Here is a 26,688-nt window from a genome sequence, read left to right on the forward strand (position 1 = left end):
GGTCTCGGCGACCAGCGCCGAACGACAACGCAAGGAGAATCCTTTGAGTACCGACGCCGGTACGTCGGCAGTGCCGCAGGCGACCCGCAGAGAATGGCTGGGCCTCGCGGTCCTCGGGCTTCCCACCCTGCTCATCGCCATGGACCTGACGGTTCTGCACCTGGCACTCCCCACGCTCACCGCGGACCTCAGGCCGGGCAACACCGAGCTGTTATGGATCGTCGACGTCTACGGCTTCCTCATCGCCGGCTTCCTCCTCCCCATGGGCGCGATCGGGGACCGGATCGGCCGTAGGAAGCTGCTGCTGATCGGCGGCGCCGCGTTCGGAGTGGCCTCGGTGCTCTCCGCGTTCGCGACGAGCCCGACGATGCTCATCGCCGCCCGGGCCCTGCTCGGCATCGCGGGCGCCACCCTGATGCCCTCGACGCTCTCCCTGATCCGGGTCATGTTCCAGGACCCCAAGCAGCAGGGCGCCGCCATCGGCGCGTGGACCGGCTTCTTCGGACTCGGCACGGTCATCGGCCCGCTGGTCGGCGGAACGTTCCTGGAGCTCTTCTGGTGGGGCGCGGTCTTCCTGATCGGCGTTCCCGTGATGGCGCTGCTGCTCGTCCTCGGCCCGATCCTGCTCCCCGAGTACCGGGACCGCTCGGTCGCCCGCCCCGACCTGCTCTCCGCGGTCATGTCCGTCCTCGCCATGCTCGCCCTGATCTACGGTCTCAAGCGGATCGCCCAGGACGGGCTGCAGCTGGAGTCGGGGCTCTCCCTCGTCCTCGGCGTGCTGCTCGCGGCGCTGTTCCTGTACCGGCAGACCCGCCTCGACCAGCCCCTCGTGGACCTCAAGCTGTTCCGCAACAGCCTGTTCGGCACGGCCCTCGGCATGCTGGTGCTCGCCACCCTGCTCTCCGCCGGCCTGCAGTTCCTCGTCATGCAGTACCTCCAGCTCGTCAAGGGCCTCAGCCCGATCCAGGCCGGGCTGTGGTCCCTGCCGATCACCCTCGGCGTCATGATCGGCGCCATGGGCGGGCCGGGGCTCGCCGGAAAGATGAAGCTCAGCACCCTGCTCTCCGGCGGCCTGGTGGTCTCCGCGCTCGGCATGGTCCTGCTGACCTTCGTCAGCGGCCCCTCCGACCTGTACCTCGCGGTGGGCGGCACGGCCGTCATCGGCATGGGCCTCGGCCCGATGATCTCCCTCGGCACCGGACTCATCGTCGGGGCGGCCCCGCCCGAGCGGGCCGGCGCCGCGTCCGCGATGGCCTCGACCGGCACCGAACTCGGCAGCGCCCTCGGCGTCGCCCTGATCGGCAGCATCGGCTTCGCGGTGTACCGCTCCCGGCTGTCCGACCGGCTCCCCGAGGGCCTGTCGGCGGGCGACGCCCACGCGGCGAAGGACACCCTCGGCGCCGCCGTGGACACCGCGCGCGGGCTCCCCGCCGAACTCGCCGACCGCCTCCTCGCGGTGGCCCGCGACGCCTTCGTGCACGGCCTGCGGACGACGGCGATCGTCGGCGCGGTGCTCGCCGTGCTCCTCGCCGTGGTCGCCGCGACCCTGCTGCGCGGCGCCACGATGCCCGGCCCGCCGCCGGCTGCGGAAGCGGACGGCGACACGGACGGCGACACGGACGGCGGGACCGGCAGCGAGGCGGCCGGCGACGGCGCCAAGTCCCTGGAGCGGGTGGACAACTAGCCGGCCGACCACGCGGAAGCCGACGACTCGAAAGTGGACGACTGACCATGCCGGACGCGCACGTACCGGCCGGACCGGCCCGGACCCCCGTCGGGGTCTGGGCCGGTTCGGTCCGTCACGACGACCAGACCGACCCCTACGTCATCTCCTTCGCACCGGACGGAACGATCGCGCTCCGCACGTCCGGCACCGTCGGCACCGGGACCTGGGCCGAGGGGCAGGCGGGACGCTTCTCGTACGAACTCACCGAGACCTTCACCCCGGCGAGCGGCCGGGCGGGCCGGATCGAGGCGCACGTCGAGGCCCACCTCGACGGCGACGCCCACCACGGCACCGGCACCGCCCGGATCAGCACCCCCGACGGCGTACCGCTGCACACCACCACCGCCGAGTTCGCCGGGGAGCGCCTCGCCCGCGAACCGGCCGGCTGGCACGGGCTCGTGACCCTGGGCGCGCCGGTCCGCGGACGGGTCCTCTTCCCCGGGGACGAGGGCTTCGAGGAGGCGGTGGGCTCCGGCTGGCTGCTCACCGTCGAGCACCGGCCCGCCGCGGTCGTCCTCGCCGCCGACGCCGAGGACGTGGCCGCCGCCGTCCGGTTCGCCGCCGCGGCCGGCCGGCCGGTGGCCGTGGAGTCGACCGGCCACGGCAGGTCGGTGCCCTCCGACGGCGCGGTCTTCGTCTCGACCCGGGAGCTGCGCGGGCTCTCGGTCGATCCGGAGGCCGCGACCGCCCGGATCGGGGCGGGGCTGACCTGGGGCGAGGTGCTCGACGCCACCGCCGGGCACGGCCTCGCGCCGCTGAGCGGCTCCTCGGCGGACGTCGGGGCGATCGGCTTCCTGACCGGCGGCGGGCTCCCGCTGGCCTGCCGCACGTACGGCTTCGCCGCGGACCGGGTCCGCTCCCTGGAGCTGGTCACCGCCGACGGCCGGATCCGCACCGTCTCGCCGGTCCAGGACCCCGACCTGTTCTGGGCGGTACGGGGCGGCCGGAGCAACTTCGGCGTGGTGACCTCGGCCGAGATCGACCTGGTCCCGCTGCGGGACGTCTTCGCCGGCGAGCTGTACTACCCGGGCGAGGACCCCGCGCACGCGGCGCACGTCGTGCGGTCGTACCTGGCCTGGGCCAAGGACCAGCCGGACGAGATGTCGTCCTCGCTGACCCTCGTACGGTTCCTGGACCTGCCGAAGGTGCCCGAGGAGTACCGCGGCCGGTCCTTCGTCCTCGTGCACGTCCTGTGCACCGCCGGGGAGCGGCTCGGCGAGCGGCTCGTGGCGCCGCTGCGCGCGCTCGCCCCCGAGCGAGACAACTGCGCCACCATGCCCTACGCGCGGGTCACCGAGCTCCACCACGACCCGAAGCAGCCGGTACGCGTCCACTTCCGCAGCGCGCTCCTCGACGAGCTCGACGACTCGGCGGCCGAGACGCTGGTCTCGTTCATCGACCCGGCGCTGCCCGGCGGGCCGTACCCCAACATCGAGCTGCGGCACCTGGGCGGGGCGGTCGGCCGACCGCCCCGGCGGCCGCACGCGGTGGGCGGCAGGACCGCGGCCTTCCATCTGTGGACGCGGATACCGGCCCCCGCCGAGACGGCCGACGAGGCCCGCCGGCTCTCGGACGAGGTGCTGGCACGGCTGAGGCCGTGGGACACCGGCGAGCTGCTGCCGGGGTTCCTCTTCGACCACGACTCCGACCCCGAGCGGGTCCGGCGGGCCTACGCGGAGCCCGACCACCGGCGGCTGACCGAGCTGAAGGCCCGGTACGACCCGCAGAACCTGTTCCGCATCAACCACAACATCCCGCCCGTCCCGTGACGGCGCGTGAGAGGGGGATCAACCGGAATGACAGTCTCCACTGAGATACGGACGACGGTGGCCGAGGCCGCCGCACTGGCCGGCACCCAGGCCGCGAAGGCCGACGCCGAGCGCAGGGTGAGCGAGGAGGTCGTACGGGCGGTGGTCGACGCCGGCTTCGCCCGGTGGCTCGTGCCGGCCCGCTGGGGCGGCTCCGACCGCGGCTACACCGAACTGACCGAGGCCGTGGCGGAGATCGGCGCGGAGTGCTCCTCCGCCGCCTGGCTCGCCTGCCTCGCCGCCCACGCCGCCCGGTACGTCGCCTGTCTGCCCGAGCAGGGCCAGGCCGACATCTGGGGCGACGGCCCCGACACCCTGGTCGCGGCCGTCATCAAGCCGCAGGGCACGGCGTCCGCCGTCGACGGCGGCTTCCGGCTCTCCGGCTCCTGGACCTACGTCAGCGGTGTCGAGCACTCCGACTGGGCGCTGCTCACCGGCCCCACGCCCGGCCCGAAGTCCGGCGGCCAGCCCATGCGGCTCTTCGCCGTCCCGCGCCGGGACTACACCTTCGAGGACACCTGGTCCTCCCTCGGCATGCGGGGCACCGGCAGCCACACCCTCGTCCTGGACGACGTGTTCGTGCCCGAGCACCGGGTCTGCCTGCGCGAGGACGCCTTCCGGGGCGCCACCGTCGGCCTGCCCGGACGGGCCCCGCTGCCCAACCCGGCCGTCAGCGGCCTGACGTTCGTCGCTCCCGTGCTCGGCGCCGCGCGCGGCGCGCTCGCCGTCGCCGCGCAGCTCGTGGCGGTCGCCCCGACCGGCCCCCGGGCCGCCGCGGGCCAGGCCTACCAGGTGGAGTTCGCGCGGGCCGCCGGCGAGATCGACGCGGCCCAGCTGCTCCTGGAGCGGGCCACCGCCGTCGTGGACGGCGGCACCCTGACGCCGGAGCTCGCCCGCCGCAACCGCCGCGACTTCGCGCTGGCGCTCCAGCTCCTCGCGGACGCCACCGACCGGCTGCTGCGGATCGGCGGCACCCGTGCCCAGGAGGACGGGCACCCGCTCCAGCGGTACTGGCGGGACGTCCGCTCGGTCACGAGCCACGCGGTCATGCAGTTCGAGCCCGCGGCCCTCGACTACACCCAGGGCCTCGCCGGTCCGGCCTGAAGGAGACGACGATGATCCTGGTATCCGGAGCCACCGGCCACGTCGGCCGGCCGCTCGTGGACGAACTGCTCGCCGCCGGCCGCAAGGTGCGGGCGCTCAGCCGCGACCCGCACGGGGCCGGCCTGCCCGCCGGCGTCGAGGTGGCCGCCACCGCCGACCTGCCCCTGGAGGGCATCACCTCGGCGTTCTTCGTCATGGCCGCCTTCCCCGGGGGTACGGCGGAGCCGATCGCCCGGCTGAAGGAGGCGGGCGTGCGCCGTATCGTCGCCCTCTCCTCGTACTCGGTCCTCGACGACGACCCGAAGAACATGATCGCCGTGAAGCACCGGGACCTGGAGCGCCAGATCCGGGAGACCGGCGCCGAGTGGACGTTCCTGCGGCCCGCCGGAGGACTCGCGGCCACCGCCCTGGAGTGGGCCGGACAGATCCGTACCGAGGGCGTCGCCCGCTTCCCCTTCGGGGAGGCGTGGACCGCCCCCGTCCACGAGCGGGACATCGCCGCCGTGGCCGCCCGTGCCCTGCTCACCGACGAACTCGTCGGCGAGGCCCCGCTGTTCAGCGGGCCCGAGTCGATCACGTACGCCGACCGCGCGCGGATCATCGGCGAAGCCACCGGCCAGCCGGTCCGGTTCGCCGAGCTCTCGCACGACGAGGCGCGGCAGGCATGGCGCGCGGCCGGCATCCCGCCGCACGCCGTCGAGGCGCGGCTGCGGATGTTCGCCACGATGGTCGGCCGCCCGCACGAGATCTCACCGGTCGACCCCTACCTGGGAAGGCCCGGGCTGAGCTTCGCCCAGTGGGCCGCCGACCACGCCGACGCGTTCCGGAAGGGGACGAAATGATTCTGGTAGCCGGTGCCACGGGCAACGTGGGCGGCGAGCTGCTGCGGCAGCTGCGGGCCGAGGGAGCCCCCGTCCGGGCCCTCACCCGCGACCCCGCCCGGGCCGGACTGCCGGCCGATGTGGAGGTCGCCGAGGGGGACTTCGCCACACCGGAGTCCCTGGCCAAGGCCTTCTCCGGGGTCGAGTCCCTGTTCCTGATGATGTCCGGGAACGAGACTGCGGTGGTCGAGGAGGCGGCCCGCGCCGGTGTGCGGCGGATCGTGCTGCTCTCCAGCGTCGCCGTGGAGACCCGCCCGGACTCCCTGATCGGCCGCGTCCACGGCGAGGCCGAGCGGGCCGTCGAGAAGTCCGGACTCGCCTGGACCTTCCTGCGGCCCGGCCAGTTCGCCTCCAACACCCGCGGCTGGGCCGCCCAGATCGCGCAGGGGGACGTCGTCCGCACGCCCTTCGGACAGGTGGGCCTGCCCGCCGTCCACCCCGGCGACATCGCGGCGGTCGCCCGGACCGCGCTCACCCGCGACGGCCACGACGGCGCGGTGTACGCGCTCAGCGGCCCCGCGCCCGTCACGCCCGTCGAGCAGGTCGCGGCGATCGGCGCCGCGATCGGCCGGGAGCTGCGCCACGAGGAGTCCACCCCGGAGGAGGCCGCCGCCGACATGGCCGCCTTCATGCCGGCCGAGATCGTCGCCGCCACCCTGGAGTTCCTCGGCAGCCCCACCGCGACGGAGACCCGGGTGCTGCCCACCGTCGAGCAGGTGACGGGCCGTCCGGCGAGGACCTTCGCCGAGTGGGCGCGCGACAACGCCGACGGGTTCCGCTGACACCCGGGAGAGAGCATGGGGGCGCGACAGTGTTGACCCAGCGCGGATTCCGCGACGTACTGGGACGTTTCGGCACCGGAGTGGTGCTGGTGACCGCGGAGTCGGAGCGCGGGCCGGTCGGCATGGCGGTGAACTCCTTCACCTCCGTGTCCCTCGACCCGCCCCTGATCGCGTTCTGCGCCGCGCTGACCTCGACCACCTGGCCGGCCGTCCGCGCGACGGGCGGCTTCGCCGTCACGATCCTCAGCGACGGCCAGGAAGAGATCTGCCGGACCTTCTCGGCCCGCGACGCGGACCGGTTCGCCGGCGGGAACTGGCTGCGGACCGCCGCCGGACACCCGGTGGCGGCGGACGGACTCGGCTGGCTGGACTGCCGCATCAGGTCGGTCCAGCGCGCGGGCGATCACGAACTGGTGATCGCCGAAGCGGCGGACTGGTCCCTCGGGGCCGAGACGAGACCGCTGATCTTTCACTCCGGTCGCTACGCCGGCCTGACGGAGCGATCACATGCACGATGATGGGGAGAAATCTGTGTTCCTGGTGACCGGAGCGACCGGCAACGTCGGCCGTCACGTCGTCGAAGGGCTGCTCGCCGAGGGGCAGGCCGTACGGGCCCTCACCCGCGACCCCGCGGCGGCCCGCCTGCCCGCCGGGGCCGAGGTGGCGGTCGGCGACCTCACCCGGCCGGAGACGGTCGAGCCCGCCCTGAAGGACGTCTCCGCGCTCTTCCTCTTCCCCTCGCCGGGCACGGCGGGGCCGGTCGTCCGGGCCGCGAAGCGGCAGGGCGTCCGCCGGATCGTCCTGCTGTCCTCCTCGGCCGTCGCGTACGAGACCGAGGGCGCCGACAACGCGATCGTGGCGTTCCACAAGGAGATCGAGCGCGAGGTCGAGGCCTCCGGCCTGGAGTGGACCTTCGTCCGGCCCGGCGCCTTCGCCGTCAACACCCTCCAGTGGGCTCCGCAGATCCGCGCCGGGGACGTCGTGCGCGGGCCGCACGCCGGGGCCGAGATGTCCATGATCCACGAGCGGGACATCGCGGACGTCGCCGTCCGGGCGCTGCTCACGGACGGCCACGCGGGCGCGAAGTACGTGCTGACCGGCCCGGAATCCCTCAACCAGGCCGAGCAGGCCCGGCGCATCGGCCAGGCCATCGGACGGCCCGTCCGGTACGAGGAGCTGGCGCCCGCCGCCGCGCGCGAGGAGATGCTCCGCAACGGCGTCCCGGCCGCCTTCGCGGACATGCTCCTCGCCTTCCAGGCCGGGCTCGTCGGCGTCCCCGCGGAGGTCACGACGGCGGTCGAGGAGATCACCGGCCGCCCCGCCCGCACCTTCGACGCATGGGCCGCCGAGCGCGCGGCCGACTTCCGCTAGGGCCCGTCCGGCGGCCCGGGGCCCGGCCCCGGGCCCCGTCCGGCAAGAGGCCCGGCCCCTCCCGTCGGGCCCGGCCCGTACGAGACACGAACGAACCACGAGAGAGGTGTCCTCATGGCAGATGTGATCATCGCCGGCGGCGGCCCGACCGGGCTGATGCTCGCCTGCGAGCTGCGGCTCGCCGGAGTGGACGTGCTGGTCCTGGAGAAGCTCGCGCGCCGGACCGGTGAGTCACGGGCCGGCGGCCTCCACGCCCGCAGCGTCGAACTCCTCGACCAGCGCGGGATCGTGGACCGGTTCCTCGCGGAGGGCAGCGCGCAGCCGCTCGCCCACTTCGCCTTCATGCACCTGGACATCGACGACTTCCCGACGAGGCACCCGTACGCCGTCGCCATCCACCAGTCCCGGATCGAGCAGCTCCTGGAGGACCGCGCCCTGGAGCTCGGCGTGCAACTGCGCCGGCCCGCCGAGGTGATCGGCCTGGAGCAGGACGAGACCGGCATCGAGGTGGAGGTCGCCGTCGACGGCGGCACCGAACGGCTGCGCGCCGACTACCTGGTGGGCTGCGACGGCGGCCGCAGCAAGGTCCGCAAGCTGGCCGGCGTCGGCTTCCCCGGCACCCCGGCCACGCTGACCGCGCTCCTCGGCGACGTCGAGCTCACCGACCCGCCCTCCGAGATCGTCTTCGGCCAGGAGGGGCGCCGGGACAACGGCTTCTACATGAACTTCCAGTCCGAGTACCCCGGCCTGCGCCGGATCATCACGGTGGAGTTCGGCAAGGTCACGGACCGGGACGCCCCGGTGACCGTCGAGACGCTCAGCGAGGCGTGTGTCGAGATCGTCGGTACGGACTGGGGCATGCACAGCCCGCGCCGGCTGGACCGCTTCAGCGACGCCTGCCGGCTCGTGGACTCGTTCCGTCAGGGCCGGGTCCTGCTCGCCGGGGACGCGGCGCACGTCCACTTCCCCTCCAGCGGCCAGGGGCTGAACCTGGGACTCCAGGACGCCGTCAACCTGGGCTGGAAGCTCGCCGCGGTCGTGAAGGGCGAGGCCCCCGACGAGCTGCTCGACACGTACCACTCCGAGCGGCACCTGCACACCACGCACATGCTCAACAACATCCGCGCCCAGACGGCCCTCTGGCCCGCGGGCTCCGAGGCCGACGCGCTTCGCCGGGTCTTCGAGGACCTCATCGAGTTCGAGCACGGCAACCGGTACCTGGGCGGCGTCATCAGCCAGCTCGACACCCACTACCCGGTGGGCGACGGGCACCCGGCCCTCGGCCGCCGGATGACCGACCTCGACATCAAGTCGCCGAACGGCCGGGTGAGCGTCTACGAGCTATTGCACGGCGCTCGGCCCCTGCTGCTCGACTTCAGCGGCCGTCCCGACGTGCGCGCCGCCGCCGACGGCTGGACGGACCGGGTGGACCTGGTCGAGGCGGAGCCCCAGGACGACCGCTGGGCCTTCCCGGTCATCGGCGACGTCCCGGCCCCCGCGGCCGTCCTCATCCGCCCCGACGGCCACGTCGCCTGGGCCACGCCCACCGCGGCCGCCGCGGGGAGCGAGGCCGAGGGCCTCACGGACGCCCTCACCCGGTGGTTCGGACCCGCCCGGGCCCGCCGGGAACAGGACGCGGCCTGACCGGCCACAGCCCGACCATCACCACCCTCCGAACGGGAGAAACAGCGTGTCGCTGGACGAACCGACGACCGACACCGCCGACACCTCCACCGGCTTCGCCGCACTCCGGCGGCTCGCCGACCTGGTGACCCCCATGGCGGTGAGAGTGGCCGCCCACCTGCGGCTCGTCGACCACCTGCGCGACGGTGCGCACGACCTGGCATCGCTGGCGAAGGCGACCGGTTCCCACCAGGACACGCTGAGACGACTGATCCGGCACCTGGTCGCCGTCGGCGTCCTGACGGAGCCCGCCCCGGACCACTACGAGGCCACCGCCGTGGGCGAGTTGCTCGCTCACGGCCACCCGGCCACCCAGGTCGGGTGGCTGGATCCGAGCCACATGGTCGGCCGGGCGGACCTCGCCCTCGTCCACCTCTTCGAGGCCGTGCGCGACGGCGAAGCCGTCTACCGGCAGCGGTACGGCAAGGAGTTCTGGGAGGAGGTCTCCGACGACCCCACCCTCGGCGCCACCTTCTACGACATGATGGCCAACGGCCAGCGGACCGTCTTCCGGCAGGTGGCGGAGCGGCACGACTGGACCGGCGTACGGCACGTCCTCGACGTGGGCGGCGCCGACGGCGACCTCCTCGCCGCCGTCCTCGCGCGGGAGCCCGGAATCAGCGCCGGCCTGCTGGAACTGCCCGGCCCGGCGGCCCGGGCGCGGACGAAGTTCGAGGGCACCGAACTGGCCGACCGGGTCACCGTGTTCGACGGCAGCTTCTTCGACCCGCTCCCGGTGACCGCCGACACCATCACGCTGTCCTTCGTCCTCCACAACTGGTCGGACGACGACGCCGTACGTATCCTGCGCCGCTGCGCGGAAGCGCTGGAGCCGGGCGGATCCGTGCTGCTCGTCGAGTGCGCCGACCAGTCGCCCAGCGCGCCGGATCCGGCCTTCACGAGCGCCGATCTCCGGATGCTGGTCTACTTCGGCGGCCGCGAACGCACCCAGGAGGAATGGCGGGAAATCGCCGTCGCCGCGGGCCTGGACATCGCCTCGCTGTCCCCCGCCCTCGCCTATGGCGCACGCGTCATCACCTTGGTGAGGACGCCCTCCTGTTTTCCGGGAACACCCGGACAGCGGGAATGAAGGACCGTGTCCGAATTCGATCGGGACTTTCCTTCCCCGGTTGACACGAAAAAGTCACGACTGACACGGTCCGAAGATCTGGAAGCACATTAAGGAGTCACTCTGTGACAGCACCTCACGGCCGAGCCGCCCTCGCGATCGAGGAGCTCACCGATGAGCAGTACGGACAGGTCGTCCGGCCCGGCGACGCCGAGTACGACGCGGCCCGCACCGTGTACGTGGGCGATGTCGACCGCAGGCCCGCCGTGATCCTGCGCCCGCGGAACGCCGAACAGGTGGCGCGCGTCGTGACGCTCGCCCGGGAGACCGGGACCGAGCTGGCCGTCCGCGGCGGCGGACACAGCGGCGCCGGGCACGGCGTCTGCGAGGGCGGCATCGTCCTCGACCTGCACCACCTGAAGGGCCTGGAGATCGACGTCGAGGCCCGCACGGCCTGGGCCGAGGCCGGGATCTCCGCCGGCGAGTACACCGCGGCGGCCGCGGAGCACGGGCTCGCCACGGGCTTCGGCGACAGCACCATGGTCGGCGTCGCCGGCATCACCCTGGGCGGCGGCATCGGCTTCCTGTCCCGCAAGTACGGCATGACCATCGACGACCTGCTGGCCGCGGAGATCGTCACGGCCGACGGCGAACTGCTCTCGGTGGACGAGCGGCACCACCCGGACCTGTTCTGGGCGATCCGCGGCGGCGGCGGCAACTTCGGCGTCGTGACCCGCCTCAAGCTCCGCCTCCACGAGGTCGACGGCGTCTACGGCGGCATCATGGTGCTCCCCGTGACCCCCGAGATCCTGGAAGACTTCATCGCCGAGGCGGAGGCCGCCCCCGAGGAGCTCACCACGATCGTGAACGTGTGGACGGCGCCGCCGTTCCCGTTCATCCCCGCCGAGCAGCACGGCAAGCCGATCATCCTGGCGGTGATGTGCTACGCCGGACCCGCCGAGGACGGCGAGAAGGTCATCGGCCGGTTCCGGGCGATCGCCCCGCCGCTCGCCGACATGGTGCGGGCCATTCCCTACCCGGCGATGTTCGGCCCCGCGGACCCCTCGGCACACCCGATCTCCGCGGTGCGCAACATCTTCATCGACCGCGTCGACCGGGCGACCGCCGAGACCATCCTGGACCGCACGGCCGCCTCCGACGCGATCACCGCCGGTGTGCAGCTGCGGGTCCTCGGCGGTGCCATCGCGCGCGTGGCCGACGACGCCACGGCCTACCCGCACCGACAGAGCCGGATCATGGCCCATCTGACCGCCGTCTACGCGGACCTGGCGGACGCCGACCGGTACGAGGCCTGGGTCGAGGAGTTCATGACCGCGATCCGGCAGTCCGACACCGGCTCCTACGTCAATTTCGTGGTGCGCGCGGATGAGGAAGACGTCCGGGAGGCGCTCTACCCGGGCGCCACCGGAGAACGCCTCGCCCGGATCAAGGCGGAATACGACCCGGCCAATCTTTTCCGCTCCAATCACAACATCGTGCCCGCGACATCGGGGTGACGTAACGGGGCGATGCTCCGGATTCCCAGGAAGGGGACGCCGTTTTCGGCGTCCCCTTCCTGTCGTTCTCTCGTCGTTTTCCAGTCGTTTGGAGGAAAGTCAATGACAGCCGACAGAGCGGAGACCCGGACGCGGGCGGCGGCGCCCCGGGAGGGGGCGCCACCCGCCACCGGCCGTGCCCGGCTCGACTCGCTGACCGGACTGCGCTTCTTCGCGGCGCTCGCGGTCTTCGTCACCCACTCCTCCTTCCTCCTCATCGGCTCGGCGAGCCTGATCTTCCCCACCTTCGCCGACCCGGAGACCGGCGCCGCCTTCCAGGCCTGGGCCGGGCAGGCCGGCAGCCTCGGAGTGGCGTTCTTCTTCGTCCTCAGCGGCTTCGTCCTCACCTGGTCCGCCCGCCCCGGCGACCGCACGGGCAGCTTCTACCGCCGCCGCTTCGTCAAGATCCTGCCGCTGTACTACGTGGCCGGCGCCGCGGCGACCGTCCTCCTGTGGGACCTCGGCGTCCGCTGGCAGGACCTCCTCGCCTACGCGACCTTCCTCCAGGTGTGGGTGCCGAACCCCGAGGTGAACTTCAGCGTCCTCACGCCCGGCTGGTCCCTCGCCGTCGAGGCCGTGTTCTACCTCGTCTTCCCGCTCGTCATCGGCAGGTTCCGCCGCCTGGGCCGGGGCGCCGCCTGGACGGGCCTCGCCCTCAGCGTGGCCGTCGCCTTCCTCGTACCGGTCCTCGCCTACGTCCTGCCCGCCGGGGCCGGCGAGCTCGTGGGCGCCCCGAACCAGGCCGGATTCCAGACGTGGTTCGCGTACGTGCTGCCGCTCGGCCGCCTCTGCGACTTCTTCGCCGGCATGTTCGCCGCGCTCCTGGTGACCTCCGGCCACTTCCCCCGGATGAGCCTGCCGTGGGTCCTCGTCTCCTTCGTGCCCTGCTACGTCTGGGCGGCCGAGAGCCCGTGGCTGTTCGGCCAGCGGGCACCCCTGCTGGTCTCCTGCGTGCTGCTCATCGTGGCCGCCGCGCAGCGGGACATCGCGGGGCGCCCCTCGTTCCTGTCGTCGAGCACGATGGTCCTACTCGGCAACGTGTCGTTCGCGTTCTACCTCGTCCACCACCTGGTGCTCTACGCCCTCAACACCAAGGTGCTGCACGGCCCCTTCGGCTCGGTGCCGATGGTCGCCGCCTACATGGCGTCGGCCCTCCTCGTCTCCGTCGGCGTGGCATGGCTGCTCCACCGGTACGTGGAGATGCCCCTCGTCCGACGCTTCAGCACGCCCCACAGGCACACCCGCACGGAGGTCGCGGCATGAGGATCCTGGTCACCGGAGCGGCCGGATTCATCGGCTCCCACTTCGTCCGCCGGCTGCTCGCCGACGCGTACACCGGCTGGGAGGGCGCCCACGTCACCGCCCTGGACAAGCTGACGTACGCCGGCAACAGGGACAACCTGCCCGCCTCGCACGAGCGCCTGGAGTTCGTCCGCGGCGACGTCTGCGACCGCGAGCTGATGCAGGCGCTCGTGCCCGGCCACGACGCCGTGGTGCACTTCGCGGCCGAGTCCCACGTCGACCGCTCCCTGGACGGCGCCGGCGAGTTCTTCCGTACGAACGTCCTCGGCACCCAGACCCTCCTCGACGCGGTACGGGACAGCGGCGTGGAACGGGTCGTGCACGTCTCCACGGACGAGGTGTACGGCTCGATCGACGAGGGCTCCTGGACCGAGGAGTGGCCGCTCGCGCCCAACTCCCCGTACGCCGCGTCGAAGGCCTCCTCGGACCTGGTCGCCCGGGCGTACTGGCGCACCCACGGCGTCGACGTGTCCGTCACGCGCTGCTCCAACAACTACGGGCCCCACCAGCACCCCGAGAAGCTCATCCCGCTGTTCGTCACGAACCTCCTGGAGGGCCGGCAGGTCCCGCTGTACGGCGACGGGCGCAACGTCCGCGAGTGGCTGCACGTGGACGACCACTGCCGCGGCATCCACCTGGTGCTCGACAAGGGCAAGGCGGGCGAGATCTACAACATCGGCGGCGGCAACGAGTACACGAACCGCGCCCTCACCGAGAAGCTGCTCGAACTCACCGGAGCGGGCGAGGAGATGATCCGCCGGGTCCCGGACCGCAAGGGGCACGACCTGCGCTACTCGCTCGACGAGTCCAAGATCCGCGAACAGCTCGGCTACGTCCCGCTGACCGGTTTCGAGGAGGGCCTGGCCGCGACGGTCGCCTGGTACCGGGACAACCCGGACTGGTGGAAGGCCGTCAAGGACGGGCCGGACCGTGCGCACTGACGCCGGCGGGGCGGTGCGCTCCGAAGCCCGCCCCGTCGCCGGGCTCTCCGTCGTCGTCCTCGGCGGCACCGGGTTCCTGGGCCGGCACCTCGCCGAGGGCTTCGCCGCGCGCGGCGCCCGGGTCCATGCCGTCTCCCGTACGGGCGGGCCCGCCGCCCTGCGCCTCGATCTGCTCGCGGCGCCGCCGGAGCGGATCGCCCGGCTCCTCGCCTCGACCGGCGCCGACGTGGTCGTCAACGCGGCCGGCCGGGCCTGGCGGGCCGACGAGCGGCAGATGGCCGAGGGCAACGCCGAACTGGTCGAGCGGCTCGTCACGGCGCTCGCCGCGCACCCGGGCCCGCCGGTCCGGCTCGTCCAGCTCGGCAGCGTCCACGAGTACGGGGCCGGTGCGGCGGGCGCCGCGACCGCCGAGGACCACGAGCCGGCCCCGGTCACCCCGTACGGACGCACCAAGCTCCAGGGCACCCTGGCCGTGCAGCGCGCCGCGTCCGGGCGCGGTGTCGACGGCGTGGTGCTCCGGCTCGCGAACGTGCTCGGCGCCGGAGTGCCGGAGGGCAGCCTCTTCGGCCGGGTCGCGGCCGAGCTCGGCGAGGCGGCGCACGCCGTCGCACGCGGCGACGAGCCCGCCGAGCTGCGCCTCCCGCCGCTGCGCGCGGCCCGCGACCTGGTGGACGCCGGCGACACGGTCGCCGCGGTCCTCGCCGCGGCCACGGCACCGGCCGCCGCGGTCTCCGGACGCGTCATCAACATCGGCCGCGGCGAGGCGGTCCCGATGCGGGATCTGATCCACCGCATGGTGGCGCTCAGCGGGGTCGACGTGCCGGTCGTGGAGGACGCCGAAGGGCCGGCCTCGCGCACCGACGTCGCCTCGCAGTGCCTGGACATCGGCCGCGCGGAGCGGCTCCTCGGCTGGCGGCCGCGCCGGCCTCTCGACGACTCACTGCGCGATCTCCTCGCGCCCGTACTTCAGCAGGGACGTCCGCCGCTCGGCGTCACTCCCCACGCATCCGACATGGAAGAGGAATCACCGTGAGCGACCGCAAGGAACTCGTGCTGGAAGAGGTCCGCAAGTACCACCACGAGGCGTCCCCCGTAAGGGAGTTCGTCCCGGGTACGACGGAGATCTGGCCGTCCGGCGCGGTGCTGGACGAGACGGACCGGGCGGCCCTGGTGGAGGCCGCGCTGGAGATGCGCATCGCGGCCGGGCGGAGCTCCCGCAAGTTCGAGTCGGCCTTCGCCCGGCGCCTGAAGCGCCGCAAGGCCCATCTGACGAACTCCGGCTCGTCGGCGAACCTGCTGGCCGTGTCGGCGCTCACCTCCCACGTCCTGGAGGACCGGCGGCTGAAGCCGGGCGACGAGGTGATCACCGTCGCGGCGGGCTTCCCGACCACGGTCAACCCGATCCTGCAGAACGGCCTCGTCCCCGTCTTCGTGGACGTCGACCTCACCACCTGCAACGCGACGGCCGACCGGGTGGCGGCCGCGATCGGCCCGAAGACCCGGGCGATCATCATCGCGCACGCCCTCGGCAACCCGTTCCCCGTCACCGAGATCGCCCAGCTCGCCGAGGAGCACGACCTGTTCCTCATCGAGGACAACTGCGACGCGGTCGGCTCGCTCTACGACGGGAAGCTCACCGGCACCTTCGGCGACATGACCACCGTCAGCTTCTATCCGGCGCACCACCTCACCATGGGCGAGGGCGGCTGCGTCCTGACCTCGAACCTGGGCCTGGCCCGGATCGTGGAGTCGCTGCGGGACTGGGGCCGGGACTGCTGGTGCGAGCCCGGCGAGAACGACAAGTGCCTGAAGCGCTTCCAGTACCAGATGGGCACCCTGCCCGCCGGGTACGACCACAAGTACATCTTCTCGCACGTCGGTTACAACCTGAAGGCGACCGACATCCAGGCGGCCCTGGGACTGACCCAGCTGGCCAAGCTGGACGACTTCATCGACGCGCGGAAGCGGAACTGGCGCCGGCTGCGGGACGGCCTGGACGGCGTGCCGGGGCTGCTGCTTCCGGAGGCGACGCCCCGCTCCGACCCGAGCTGGTTCGGCTTCGTGCTCACGGTGGACCCGGAGGCGGCGTACAGCAGGGCCGAGCTCGTGGCCTTCCTGGAGGACCGGAAGATCGGCACGCGCCGGCTGTTCGCGGGCAATCTGACCCGCCACCCGGCCTACATCGACCAGCCGCACCGGATCGTGGGCGAGCTCACGAACAGCGACATCATCACCGAGCACACCTTCTGGATCGGGGTGTACCCGGGGCTGACCGACGAGATGCTGGACTACGTCATCGCCTCGATCAAGGAGTTCGTGGCCGCGCGCGGCCGGTGACGCGTTCCCGGGGGCGCCGGCTGGGCGGCGCCCCGACGGGAATCAGGAGCTTCCGAAACGGAAACCGACACCGCGTACGGTGGTGATCCACCGGCTGGAGCCGAGTTTGCCGCGCAGACTGCTCACATGCGTGTCTATGGTCCGGCCGGGTTTCGCCCGGGGATCGCTCCACACCTGGGCCATGATCTGCCGCCGGGAGAAAACACTGCCCGGCCGCGAGGCGAGCAGGTAGAGGAGATCGAATTCCTTCCGGGTCACCTCTATGTACCGTCCGTCGAGACGGACTTCCCGGGAGCGGTGGTCGATGTGCAGCGAGCCGACCGCGATGACGTCGTCCGGGGTGGAGGACTGGAGCCGCACCCGGCGCAGCACGGCCTCCATTCGGGCCGTCAATTCGGTCAGGCTGCACGGTTTCACGATGAAATCGTCCGCTCCGGCGCGCAGGCTGAGGACCCGGTCGAGTTCCGTGTCGCGCGAGGTGACGACGACCAGGGCGACGTCGCAGAGGGCCCGGATGCTCCGGCAGAGCTCCATGCCGTCCAGGTCCGGAAGGTCCAGGTCGACGAGGAGCACGTCCGCCCGGCGGTACGCCTGGAGCGCCTCGGCGCCGGTCCGGGCGTGCTCGGCCTCGTACCCGTGCCGGCGCAGTCCCTGGATGAGTAGATCGGCGTCGTGGGACGCGCTCTCCACGGAGAGCACGCGGGTGGCTTTGTGCTCCGCCTGTCCCTGCGGTCGAATGGGCTCGGTATTGACGGATAATTGATACGGAATGCGTGCCGTGACCGTTCCTTCACTCACGCAAACAGTCTACACAGGTGAGTTGTGTTGTACACGGGGTTCTGCTCCGTCATTCGGTAAAAGCGAAGGGCGGGTTGCGGTGACGCAAGGATTACGCGGCTATTTCGTGGCGGCCGATCCTTTCTGGACAACTTTCTGGTCGACCTGGTGTGACCGCGGTCTCCCCGAGGGTGCCGTGGCCGGTCGTCGCCCCGTCTCGGCGCGGGCCGCCCCCTCGCCCACGTATCCTCGACTCCTCGGGAAATGGGGGAGAGGGATCGCGGAGGTATACAGGTGGAGTTCCGGCTGCTCGGCTCCGTCGCGCTGGTGACGGAGGACGGCGACGTAGCCTTGGGGCCCGCCAAGCGGTCCAGTCTGCTCGCCATGCTCCTGCTGCGGCCCAACAGTGCCGTGAACGTCGGCCAGTTGATCGACGCCCTGTGGGAGGAGGAGCCGCCCACCCACGCCAAGACCGTCCTCCAGGGCCATGTCTCGCGGCTGCGCGCCCTGCTCGCCGAGCACGGCGCCGAGGCGTACGGGGTCGAACTCGCCACCCAGGGCACGGCGTACGCCCTGCGGATGCCGGAGTCGCTCGTGGACGCCCACCGCTTCGAGGAGCTCGTCGGGCTCGCCGGGGTGCAGCGCCGGCCCGCCGACGCCGTACGGATGCTGCGCGAGGCGCTGTCGTACTGGCAGGGGCCCGCGCTCACCGGAACCGTGCACAGCAGGCCCCTCGAAGCCGCCGCCGGAGGCCTGGAGGAGCTGCGGCTCGCGTCGGTGGAGGCCCTCGCGGAGGCGTACGGGCAGCTCGGCGAGCACGGCAGGGCCGCCGCCGTCCTCCGTACCGAGGCCGTCGCCCACCCGCTGCGCGAGTCCCTCGCCGCCGCGCTGATGCTCGCGCTCGCCCGCTCCGGCCGCCAGTCGGACGCCATCGACTGGTACCACCGGACCCGGCGGCTGCTCGCCGAGGAACTGGGCGTCGACCCCGGCGAGACCCTCAGCGAGGCCTACGCGACGCTGCTCCGCTCCGCCGAGCCCGTCTCCGTGCCCCGCCCCGCCCCCGAGGTCAGGGCCCCCGCGCCCGAAGGCCTGCCCCGGGCCCCGCGCGGCTTCACCGGGCGCGGCGCCGAACTCGCCGCCCTCGACGCCGCCGTCCGCGCCGGGGACGGCCCGGTCTGCCTGGTCACCGGGCCCGCCGGCGTGGGCAAGACCGCCTTCGCCGTCCACTGGGCCTACGAGCGGCGCGCCGACTTCCCCGACGGACGGCTCTTCGCCGACCTGCGCGGCTTCAGCGACACCCAGGAGCCCGAGACCGCCGCCGTCCTGCGGGAGTTCCTGCTCGCCCTCGGCGTCCCGCCGCAGCGGATCCCGGAGACCGTCGACGCGCGCGGTGCCCTGTTCCGCTCGCTCACCAGCGGGCGTCGGCTGCTCGTCGTCCTCGACAACGCCCGCTCCTCCGAGCAGGTCCGGCCGCTGCTGCCCGGCGGCGCCCCGTGCACGACGCTCGTCACCAGCCGCGACCGGCTCGGCGGCCTCATCGCCTCCGACGCCGCCCGCCCCGTACCGCTCGGACACCTTCAGCCCGCCGCCTCGGCGGCCCTGCTCACCAGCGTGCTCGGCGCGGACCGGGTCGCCGCCGAACCGGCCGCCGCCACCCGGCTCGCCCGGCTCTGCGACGGCCTGCCGCTCGCCCTCCGGGTGACCGCCGCACGCCTGGCCGAGCGGCCGCACTGGACGCTCGACGCGATGGTCGGCGAACTCGCCGACGAACAGAGCCGGCTCGCGCTGCTCGACGTGGAGGACCGGGGCGTCTCCGCCGCACTCCGCCTCACCGTGCAGCAGCTGCCGGAGTCCGCCGCCCGGATGTTCCGCGCGCTCGGCCTGCACACCGGCTCCGACCTCGACCGGTTCGCGGCGGCCGCGCTCGCCGGGACGACGCCCGGGCAGGCCTCCGCCGACCTGGACCGGCTCGCCGCCGCCCACCTGCTCACCGAGGCCGTCCCCGGCCGCTGGACGCCGCACGACCTGGTGCGCCTCTACGCCCGCCATCTCGCCCCGCAGGCCGACCCCGAGGGCCTGCCCCGGCTGCTCGACCTCTACCTCTACACGGGCCTCGCGGCCGACGCCGCCGCGGAGCCCGGCTCACAGCCCTGCTACGGGCTGCCCGCCGACGCCCGGCGGCCCGCCGCCACCAGGGAGTTCGAGGACCGTACGGCGGCGCTCGACTGGTACGCGGCCGAGCGCCCCGCCCTGGAGGGGGCCGTCGCCGCCGCGGCCGCCCTCGGGATGCACGACCGGGCCTGGCGCCTCGCGCTCGTGCAGTGGCCGCTGATGCTCATGCGGATCGGGGACGGCTGGACCCCGCTCCTGGAGGCCGGGCTCGCCTCGGCCGAGGCGATCGGCGACCTCGACGCGCAGTCGCGCACCTGTGCCCTGCTCGGCTGGATCCTGCACGAGGAGGGCCGCGACGCCGAGGCGCTGGTCCATCTGGAGAGGGCGCCCGGCCTGGCCGCCCGGGCCGGCGACCCGATCAGCGAGGCGATCGCGTACATCAACCACGCCGCCGTCCTCGACGCGACCGGGGAGCACGAGCGGGCCGGGCTGCTGATGCTGCACGCCGTCGACCTCGCCGACCGCACCGGCCACCCCTCCACCCAGGTGCTGACCCTCCAGCACCTGGCGGGCCACTGCCTGAAGGCGGAGGACTACGAGGCGGCGCTCGCGCACACCCTTCGCGCCGGGGAACTGGTCGCGCCCGACGCGGTCGTCATCCGGGCCTCGCTGCAGATCACCCGGGGCGAGGCGCTGGCCGGTATCGGCCGACTCGACGAGGCCGCCGACCAGCTGGAACGCGCGATCGTCGCGGCCGACGCGGCCGGTTTCACCGAAGGTTCGGCGCGGGCCGCGGCGCACCTCTCGCGCCTGTCAGCGGATCGTTAGCGGTACGCAAGCGGGACGGCAGCGCGGGCCGGGAAGCTGGATACAGCACCGAGCGAGGTGCACCGGCGCGCGTGGACCGCATGCGCCGGCCGAACGCGTCAACGGGGGAGTACCACCATGCGCAACCACCGCAAGAACACCGTCCTGGCCGCCGCCGCCATCGCCGCCCTCTCGCTGGGCCTCACCGCCTGCGGCGGCGGGGACGGCGCCACGGGCGCCAAGGACGCGGGCAGCGCCGGCTCCGCCCAGGTCACCGTCGGTACGGGTGACAGCGCCACGGCCACCGCCGCCGGCGGCACGGCGGACCAGACCGCGACGAAGAACGGCTCGGGCTCCACGGACGGCTCGACCTCCGGCGGCTCCACGGCGGGCGGCTCCACCGGCGGCTCCACCGGCGGCTCCAAGGCCGGCTCCACCTCCGGCTCCACGAGCGGCGGCAAGAGCTCCGCCGAGGCCCCCGCCTGTGCCTACGGCGACATCAAGGTCACGGCGGCGAAGGCGGACGAGGTCCCGACCGAGCACATCGTCCTCACCGCCACCAACACCTCCGGCCGCTCGTGCACCCTGCTCCAGTACCCGCTCATCGCCTTCGGCCCGATCCAGACCGCCAAGGACGTCCCGGCCGTGGCGAAGAGCAAGCCGGCCGCGCCGATCGTCCTGAAGGCCGGCGAGCCCGCCTACGCGAACGTGCGGATCGCGCTCGGCGGCGTCCACGAGGACAACAAGGTCGTGAACGAGTTCAACGTGAACCTCTTCGCCGCCGAGGGCCCGGCCGAGGGCAGCATCGTCGTCAAGGCCCCGGCCGGCGGCATCGCGGTCGACGAGGCCGCCGCGAAGACGGGCTACTGGACGTACGAGCTCCGCAACGGCGCCGACGAGTTCTGATCCGTACGGGAGCGTGCGCGCCCCCGGTGCGGCTTCAGGGACGGGTCCAGCCGTCCGCGAAGTCGCACCGGAGGTCGGTCCGCCGCCGTACCGCCTCCGGGGTGAAACCGGGGTCGTCGCGCAGCGAGGGCAGAGCGCCGACCCAGGTGTCCCAGAGCCCGCCCGGTGGGACGAAGCGCCCGGCGTACGAGGTGCCGAGCCCGGCGTCGAGCCGCAGCAGGGCGCCGAGGGCCTCGGGCTGGTCGTACCGCAGGTCCGTACGGGGCAGGTAGCGGTCCAGGTAGGCGACGAGGACCTCCGCGTCCGCGCGGGTGCCGAACCGGGCGAGGGCGAAGCAGTAGGCCGCGCCGGCGAAGCAGACCTCGCTGGCGAGGAGCAGTTCGCCGAGCCGCGCGCGGAACCGGGCCCGCCGGTCCACGCCGATCAGCCAGGCCGCCGTGAACCGCGACCGCCACTCGTAGGCGAGCAGGGCGTCCAGCTCCTCGTCCGTGACGGCCGCCGCGTCCTCGATGATCCGTCGGGTGAAGCCGGGCGGCGCCGGCCGGCCGGGGGCCAGGTACCGGCCGCCGCGCAGATCCATGTAACGCGGCCGGCCCTGGTCCTTCGCGATCACGTACCGCTCCACGACCTGGCCGTGCCCGCTGTCCCGGGGGTCTCGTAGGACGACCCGCCCGGTGGCGCCCGCCACATGGGCCTCGATCCCGGTCACCTCTCGGCTGCTGCTCATGTGGGCAGTCTGCCGGGGAACAGCGGTGCGCGGCCACGCGTTTCCCTGTCACCTGATCGCCCGTCAGGACCACCGGACGATCTCGGAGACCTTCTTCGTGCTCGACGGGACCGTCCGGCTGTACGACGGGGACCGCTGGGTGGACGCGGTCAAGGGCGACTGCCTGTACGTCCCGACGGGCGGGCTGCACGCCTTCCGCAACGACTCCGACGAGGACGCCTCGATGCTCATGCTCTTCGCCCCGGGGGCGCCCCGCGAGGAGTACTTCGAGAAGATGACGGAGTTCGCGTCCATGACGGACGAGGAGCGGGCCGAGTTCTTCCTGAGGCACGACACGTTCTGGACGGACTGAGGCGCGCGGTTCACGGCACCAGGCCCGTCTTCGCGCCCGCCCCGCACAGCGGCACCACCGTGAGCCCGGAGCGGGGCGGGGTCGCGCTCACCGCCGCCCAGCAGGCCACGCCGGTCGCCTCCACGAAGAGGCCCCGGCCGGCCAGGTCCCGCTGTGCGGCACGGATCTGTTCCTCCGTCACCGTCAGGAACGTGCCGCCCGTCGCGCGCACCGCCCGCAGGATCTGCCGGGCGCGGGGCGGGGCCGGGATCGCGATGCCCTCGGCGAGGGTGGGGCGCGCCGCGGCCGGCCCGGTGAGGTCCTCCGCGCCCGCGTGGAAGGCGGCGGCCAGCGGGGAGACGGCCTCCGCCTGGACGGCGACGAGCGCGGGCCGGCGCTCGACGAGCCCGTGGCCGTACAGCTCCTCGACGGCGAGCGCGGCACCGAGGAGCAGGGTGCCGTTGCCGACGGGGACGACGATCGTGTCCGGGAGGCGTCCGCCGAGCTCCTCCCACAGCTCGTAGACGTAGGTCTTGGTGCCGTGCAGGAAGTACGGGTTGTAGACGTGCGAGGCGTAGAAGACGCCCGGCTCGTCCGCCGCCTCGCGCGCCGCCCGGGCCGTCGCCTCGCGGTCGCCGGGCACCTCGACGACCCGCGCCCCGTGCGCCCGGATCTGCTCCAGCTTCTTCGGGGACGTGCCCCCGGGGACGTACACGACGCAGTCGAGCCCGGCCCGCGCGCTGTACGCGGCGATCGCCGTGCCCGCGTTGCCGCTGCTGTCGGCGAGGACCGTGCGGGGCTGCAGGCGGCGGGCGTGCGCGACGAGCAGCGCGGCGCCGCGGTCCTTGAAGGACAGGGTCGGCATGAGGAAGTCGAGTTTGGCCGAAACCGCGCCGGTGGCCGCGCCGGCGGCCGAGCCGATGGCCGAGCCCATGGCCGAGTCGGTGGCGGCGCCGGTGAGGCGGACGAGCGGTGTGCGGCCCTCGCCGAGACTCACCTCGGGCCCGTACGGGAGCGGAGGCAGCGCCTCCTCGTAACGCCACAATGAATTCACACGTGACGCGAGTGACGGGAGGGAGACCGGCCCACTCGTGAACGCGAGGTCCCAGGGGCCGCGGCACTTCGGACAACACCAGGTGAGGGCGGAGACGGGGGACTGGATCCGGCAGCGGGGGCACTCGTAGGCGGTCATGAGGGCCAGCATGTCAGCGGTGTGGCACGGGTGTTGCGGAGTTGTGCGGGCCCTTGTGCGATTCCTATGGATCAGTCAATCTTTCGCTCGGCAGCCGGACGTTCGAGACGGCGCGGGCCTCCCGTGTCGTATTGACATGTCCATGTCGTAGATCAGGTCACAGCCCTGTCGTGCTCCTGCCTTACCCCCACGAGGAGGACCCCCCACATGTCAGTGATGCGCGCACCGCGCCGCCGGACGGCCACCGCCGCGGCCATCGCCGTCGCCGCCCTCGCCCTCGGCTCCCTCACCGCCCTCCCGGCGGCCGCCGCACCGACCGCCTCCGAGGGCGTCATCGAGAACGCCGGCGCGGAGGGCACCGTCCCCGGCAGTTACATCGTCACCCTCGACGAGTCCGCGCAGGCGGAGACCGCCAAGGGCCGGGCCGTCGCCGCCAAGTTCGGCGCGAAGATCAAGCGGACGTACACCTCGGCGATCAACGGCTACTCCGTCGAGCTCTCCGAGGCCCAGGCGAAGAAGCTCGCGGCCGACCCGGCCGTGAAGTCCGTCGTCCAGAACCGCGTCTTCCACATCGACGGCACCCAGCCCTCCCCGCCCTCCTGGGGCCTGGACCGGATCGACCAGAAGGCCCTTCCGCTGAACCAGAGCTACACCTACCCGGACTCCGCGGGCCAGGGCGTCACCGCGTACATCATCGACACCGGCGTCCGCATCACCCACACCGACTTCGGCGGCCGCGCCTCCTACGGCTACGACGCCATCGACAACGACAACACCGCCCAGGACGGCCACGGCCACGGCACCCACGTCGCCGGCACCGTCGCGGGCACGTCGTACGGCGTCGCCAAGAAGGCGAAGATCGTCGGCGTCCGCGTGCTCGACAACTCCGGCTCCGGCACCACCGAGCAGGTCGTCGCGGGCATCGACTGGGTGACGCGGAACGCCGTCAAGCCGGCCGTCGCCAACATGAGCCTCGGCGGCGGCGTCGACTCCGTCCTCGACGACGCCGTCCGCAACTCGATCGCCTCCGGCGTCACCTACGCGGTCGCCGCCGGCAACGAGACCGACAACGCCGCCAACCACTCACCCGCGCGCGTGGCCGAGGCCATCACCGTCGGCGCCACCACCTCCAGCGACGCCAAGGCGAGCTACTCCAACTACGGCAGCGGCCTCGACCTCTTCGCCCCCGGCTCCTCCATCACCTCGTCCTGGGGCACCGGCGACACCGCCACCAACACCATCTCCGGTACGTCGATGGCGACCCCGCACGTGGCCGGCGCCGCCGCCCTCTACCTGGCGGACAACCCGACGGCGACCCCGGCGCAGGTCTCCACGGCCCTCGTGAACGCCGCCACCCCGAACGTCGTCACCAGCCCCGGCAGCGGGTCCCCGAACCGGCTGCTGTACGTCGGCGGCGGCACCACCACGCCGCCCGGCCCGAAGTTCGAGAACACCGCGGACTACGCGATCAACGACAACGCGACCGTCGAGTCGCCGGTCACCGTCAGCGGCGTCTCGGGCAACGCCCCCTCGGCCCTCCAGGTGCCCGTGAACATCGTCCACACCTACATCGGTGACCTCCAGGTCCAGCTGATCGCCCCCGACGGCTCGGCGTACACGCTGAAGGCCTTCGGCACCGGCGGCAGCGCGGACAACATCAACACCACGTACACCGTGAACGCCTCCTCGGAGGTCGCCAACGGCACGTGGAAGCTGCGGGTCACGGACAACGCGAACCTCGACACCGGGAAGATCGACTCCTGGGCGCTGCAGTTCTGATCCACTCTGATCCACGCCTGACGTCTCCACGCCTGACCTAAAGGGGGGGCGGTCGCCTGCGGGCGGCCGCCCCTTCCGTACGATGCGCGACCGAGCGTTTGTTCGCATCGCCCGCCGCAACAGGAGCACGCACCCGTGGAGCCGAGCCAGCCGAGCCAGCCGACCCCGCCGCCCGCAGGAGGCCCTCAGCCCGGGGGCGGCCCCCAGCCCGGAGGATGGCCCGCCCCGGGCCCGTACACCTCCCCGGGGATGCCCTACACCCCGTACGGGCAGCCCGGCATGCCCGGCGCCGGCCCCTACGGGCAGCCGCCGCGCCGCTCCACCAACGGCCTGGCCGTCGGCTCCCTCGTCTCCGGCATCGTGTGCTGCCTGCCGCCCCTCGGTCTGATCCTCGGCCTCTTCGCCCTGCCGCAGATCAAGAAGAAGGACCAGACGGGCAAGGGGCTCGCGATCGCCGGCATGGTGCTCTCCGCCCTCAGCTCCCTGCTGCTCGTCGTCGGCCTCGTGACCGGCGGCATCGGTTCGGCCTGGACCGACTTCAAGAAGGGCATGGACGAGGCCGCCAGTGCCCGGTCGACGTTCGCGCTGCGGACCGGGCAGTGCTTCAACGGCGACGGCAAGCTGGAGGCCGACACGACGGACGTCACCGTCGTCGACTGCGCCCGTCCGCACGACGGCGAGGTCACCGGCGACTTCAAGGTGACCGGCTTCGACAAGTGGCCCGGCGACGACGCGCTCGACGACCTCGCGGGGGCGCGCTGCGAGACGGTCAACGCGGGGTACGCGATGGACACCTGGGCGGTCCCGGACGGCGTCTGGGTCTACTACTACCTGCCGAGCAGGGAGAGCTGGCGGGGCGGCGACCGGATGGTGACCTGCGTGTACGCCCATGAGAAGCAGAAGAAGTTCTCGGGCTCGATGCGCTCCGACAGGACCACCCTGACCGTCGACCAGGCCTTCTTCCTGACGACCGTGAACCCGATCGAGAAGGCCGTCTACGAGGAGCCGGAAGCCGACCCGGACGAGGACTTCGCGTCGAACAAGGAATGGGCCGGGGAGCTCCTGGTGGCGATCGACGCGGCCCGTTCGGGCCTGGGTCAGCGCACCTGGCCGGGTGACTCCGCCGCCCCGGTCGCGGCGCTCCGCAAGGAGCTCGACACGGCCTCGAAGCGCTGGAACAAGCTGGCCGGCGCCCCTGACGCGGACGCCTACTGGGACGCGTACGACGCCGCCTGGGACGCCCTTCCCGAGAACCTCGGCGCGGGGGCGCGCACCGCGCTCGGCCTGACGGGCACGCCCCCGGCGCACGAGGGCACCCAGGCCTGAACCGGTCGCCGGGTGTGCGAACGGGGCCGGGTCTCCCTCCGGGGGAGGCCCGGCCCCGTCGTGTGCGGACCGGGGACGGCGGACCGGGGACGGCGGCCCGTGACCGACCGCCGTTCCGGAACACCGTGAGCGGCGGGGCACCGGTCCGCGGCTCAGGGGGGGGCGAGGGGC

The 26,688-nt window shown here is 73.1% G+C and carries 21 protein-coding genes and 1 pseudogene; 19 read left to right on the forward strand and 3 right to left on the reverse strand.

Going from position 1 to position 26,688, the window contains the following annotated elements:
* Positions 1-43: 43 nt before the first annotated feature.
* The 14 genes from AB5J54_RS25725 (at position 44) to rfbH (ending at position 16,560) form a co-directional block, all read left to right on the forward strand.
* Complete coding sequence (locus AB5J54_RS25725) at positions 44-1,684, forward strand: MFS transporter (protein WP_369146272.1); 1,641 nt, start codon at positions 44-46, stop codon at positions 1,682-1,684.
* Between the two features lie 47 nt (positions 1,685-1,731).
* Complete coding sequence (locus AB5J54_RS25730) at positions 1,732-3,495, forward strand: FAD-binding oxidoreductase (RefSeq protein ID WP_369146273.1); 1,764 nt, start codon at positions 1,732-1,734, stop codon at positions 3,493-3,495.
* A gap of 27 nt (positions 3,496-3,522) precedes the next feature.
* On the forward strand, positions 3,523-4,638 hold the full coding sequence (locus AB5J54_RS25735) for an acyl-CoA dehydrogenase family protein (protein ID WP_369146274.1): 1,116 nt from the start codon (positions 3,523-3,525) through the stop codon (positions 4,636-4,638).
* An 11-nt stretch (positions 4,639-4,649) separates the two neighbouring features.
* Complete coding sequence (locus AB5J54_RS25740) at positions 4,650-5,480, forward strand: SDR family oxidoreductase (RefSeq protein ID WP_369146275.1); 831 nt, start codon at positions 4,650-4,652, stop codon at positions 5,478-5,480.
* A complete protein-coding gene (locus tag AB5J54_RS25745) occupies positions 5,477-6,301 on the forward strand; it encodes an NAD(P)H-binding protein (RefSeq protein ID WP_369146276.1) in 825 nt (274 codons plus the stop codon). The genes AB5J54_RS25740 and AB5J54_RS25745 overlap by 4 nt, the downstream gene beginning before the upstream one ends.
* Positions 6,302-6,333: 32 nt before the next feature.
* Positions 6,334-6,819 carry a flavin reductase family protein gene (locus tag AB5J54_RS25750; RefSeq protein ID WP_369146277.1) on the forward strand — a complete coding sequence of 162 codons (486 nt, stop codon included), beginning with the start codon at positions 6,334-6,336 and terminating at the stop codon, positions 6,817-6,819.
* A complete protein-coding gene (locus AB5J54_RS25755) occupies positions 6,809-7,672 on the forward strand; it encodes an SDR family oxidoreductase (protein ID WP_369146278.1) in 864 nt (287 codons plus the stop codon). Before AB5J54_RS25750 ends, AB5J54_RS25755 begins: the two co-directional genes overlap by 11 nt.
* Positions 7,673-7,786: 114 nt before the next feature.
* Entirely contained in the window at positions 7,787-9,316 is a 1,530-nt protein-coding gene (locus tag AB5J54_RS25760; RefSeq protein ID WP_369146279.1) for an FAD-dependent monooxygenase, read from the forward strand.
* A 46-nt stretch (positions 9,317-9,362) separates the two neighbouring features.
* Positions 9,363-10,445 (forward strand): methyltransferase, encoded by a 1,083-nt coding sequence (locus AB5J54_RS25765; protein ID WP_369146281.1) that lies wholly within the window; start codon positions 9,363-9,365, stop codon positions 10,443-10,445.
* A 104-nt stretch (positions 10,446-10,549) separates the two neighbouring features.
* Positions 10,550-11,941, forward strand: a complete 1,392-nt coding sequence (locus tag AB5J54_RS25770; RefSeq protein WP_369146283.1) for an FAD-binding oxidoreductase — start codon at positions 10,550-10,552, stop codon at positions 11,939-11,941.
* A gap of 102 nt (positions 11,942-12,043) precedes the next feature.
* Positions 12,044-13,243, forward strand: coding sequence for an acyltransferase family protein (locus tag AB5J54_RS25775; protein ID WP_369146284.1), 1,200 nt, complete (start codon positions 12,044-12,046; stop codon positions 13,241-13,243).
* Positions 13,240-14,223: a dTDP-glucose 4,6-dehydratase gene (rfbB, locus tag AB5J54_RS25780; protein ID WP_369146285.1), complete on the forward strand. Its 984-nt coding sequence runs from the start codon at positions 13,240-13,242 to the stop codon at positions 14,221-14,223. The genes AB5J54_RS25775 and rfbB overlap by 4 nt, the downstream gene beginning before the upstream one ends.
* Positions 14,213-15,256 carry an NAD-dependent epimerase/dehydratase family protein gene (locus tag AB5J54_RS25785; protein ID WP_369146287.1) on the forward strand — a complete coding sequence of 348 codons (1,044 nt, stop codon included), beginning with the start codon at positions 14,213-14,215 and terminating at the stop codon, positions 15,254-15,256. The genes rfbB and AB5J54_RS25785 overlap by 11 nt, the downstream gene beginning before the upstream one ends.
* Positions 15,253-16,560 (forward strand): lipopolysaccharide biosynthesis protein RfbH, encoded by a 1,308-nt coding sequence (gene rfbH / locus AB5J54_RS25790; RefSeq protein WP_369146288.1) that lies wholly within the window; start codon positions 15,253-15,255, stop codon positions 16,558-16,560. Before AB5J54_RS25785 ends, rfbH begins: the two co-directional genes overlap by 4 nt.
* Positions 16,561-16,602: 42 nt before the next feature.
* Here the strand turns inward: rfbH and AB5J54_RS25795 are convergent, their stop codons facing one another.
* The gene (locus AB5J54_RS25795) at positions 16,603-17,358 is read right to left on the reverse strand and encodes a response regulator transcription factor (protein ID WP_369146289.1); all 756 of its coding nucleotides are present in this window, start codon (positions 17,356-17,358) and stop codon (positions 16,603-16,605) included.
* A gap of 273 nt (positions 17,359-17,631) precedes the next feature.
* Here AB5J54_RS25795 and AB5J54_RS25800 point away from each other — a divergent pair, with 273 nt between their 5' ends.
* A complete protein-coding gene (locus AB5J54_RS25800; RefSeq protein ID WP_369146291.1) occupies positions 17,632-20,277 on the forward strand; it encodes a BTAD domain-containing putative transcriptional regulator in 2,646 nt (881 codons plus the stop codon).
* Positions 20,278-20,394: 117 nt separating this feature from the next.
* Entirely contained in the window at positions 20,395-21,162 is a 768-nt protein-coding gene (locus tag AB5J54_RS25805; protein ID WP_369146292.1) for a DUF4232 domain-containing protein, read from the forward strand.
* Positions 21,163-21,196: 34 nt separating this feature from the next.
* On the opposite strand, the gene AB5J54_RS25810 is transcribed toward AB5J54_RS25805, so the two are convergent.
* The gene (locus AB5J54_RS25810) at positions 21,197-21,889 is read right to left on the reverse strand and encodes a DUF6000 family protein (RefSeq protein ID WP_369146293.1); all 693 of its coding nucleotides are present in this window, start codon (positions 21,887-21,889) and stop codon (positions 21,197-21,199) included.
* A 70-nt stretch (positions 21,890-21,959) separates the two neighbouring features.
* Between AB5J54_RS25810 and AB5J54_RS25815 the strand changes: the two are divergent.
* Positions 21,960-22,241, forward strand: a pseudogene (locus tag AB5J54_RS25815) (cupin domain-containing protein); the annotation flags it as partial.
* A 10-nt stretch (positions 22,242-22,251) separates the two neighbouring features.
* On the opposite strand, the gene AB5J54_RS25820 reads toward AB5J54_RS25815, so the two are convergent.
* Positions 22,252-23,424: a threonine synthase gene (locus tag AB5J54_RS25820; RefSeq protein ID WP_369146294.1), complete on the reverse strand. Its 1,173-nt coding sequence runs from the start codon at positions 23,422-23,424 to the stop codon at positions 22,252-22,254.
* Between the two features lie 195 nt (positions 23,425-23,619).
* Between AB5J54_RS25820 and AB5J54_RS25825 the strand changes: the two genes are divergently transcribed.
* On the forward strand, positions 23,620-25,191 hold the full coding sequence (locus tag AB5J54_RS25825; RefSeq protein WP_369146295.1) for a S8 family serine peptidase: 1,572 nt from the start codon (positions 23,620-23,622) through the stop codon (positions 25,189-25,191).
* A 249-nt stretch (positions 25,192-25,440) separates the two neighbouring features.
* Positions 25,441-26,517: a DUF4190 domain-containing protein gene (locus AB5J54_RS25830; protein ID WP_369146297.1), complete on the forward strand. Its 1,077-nt coding sequence runs from the start codon at positions 25,441-25,443 to the stop codon at positions 26,515-26,517.
* Positions 26,518-26,688: the final 171 nt, after the last annotated feature.

Source organism: Streptomyces sp. R44 (genome assembly GCF_041053105.1).
In the GTDB taxonomy this organism is placed as follows: domain Bacteria; phylum Actinomycetota; class Actinomycetes; order Streptomycetales; family Streptomycetaceae; genus Streptomyces.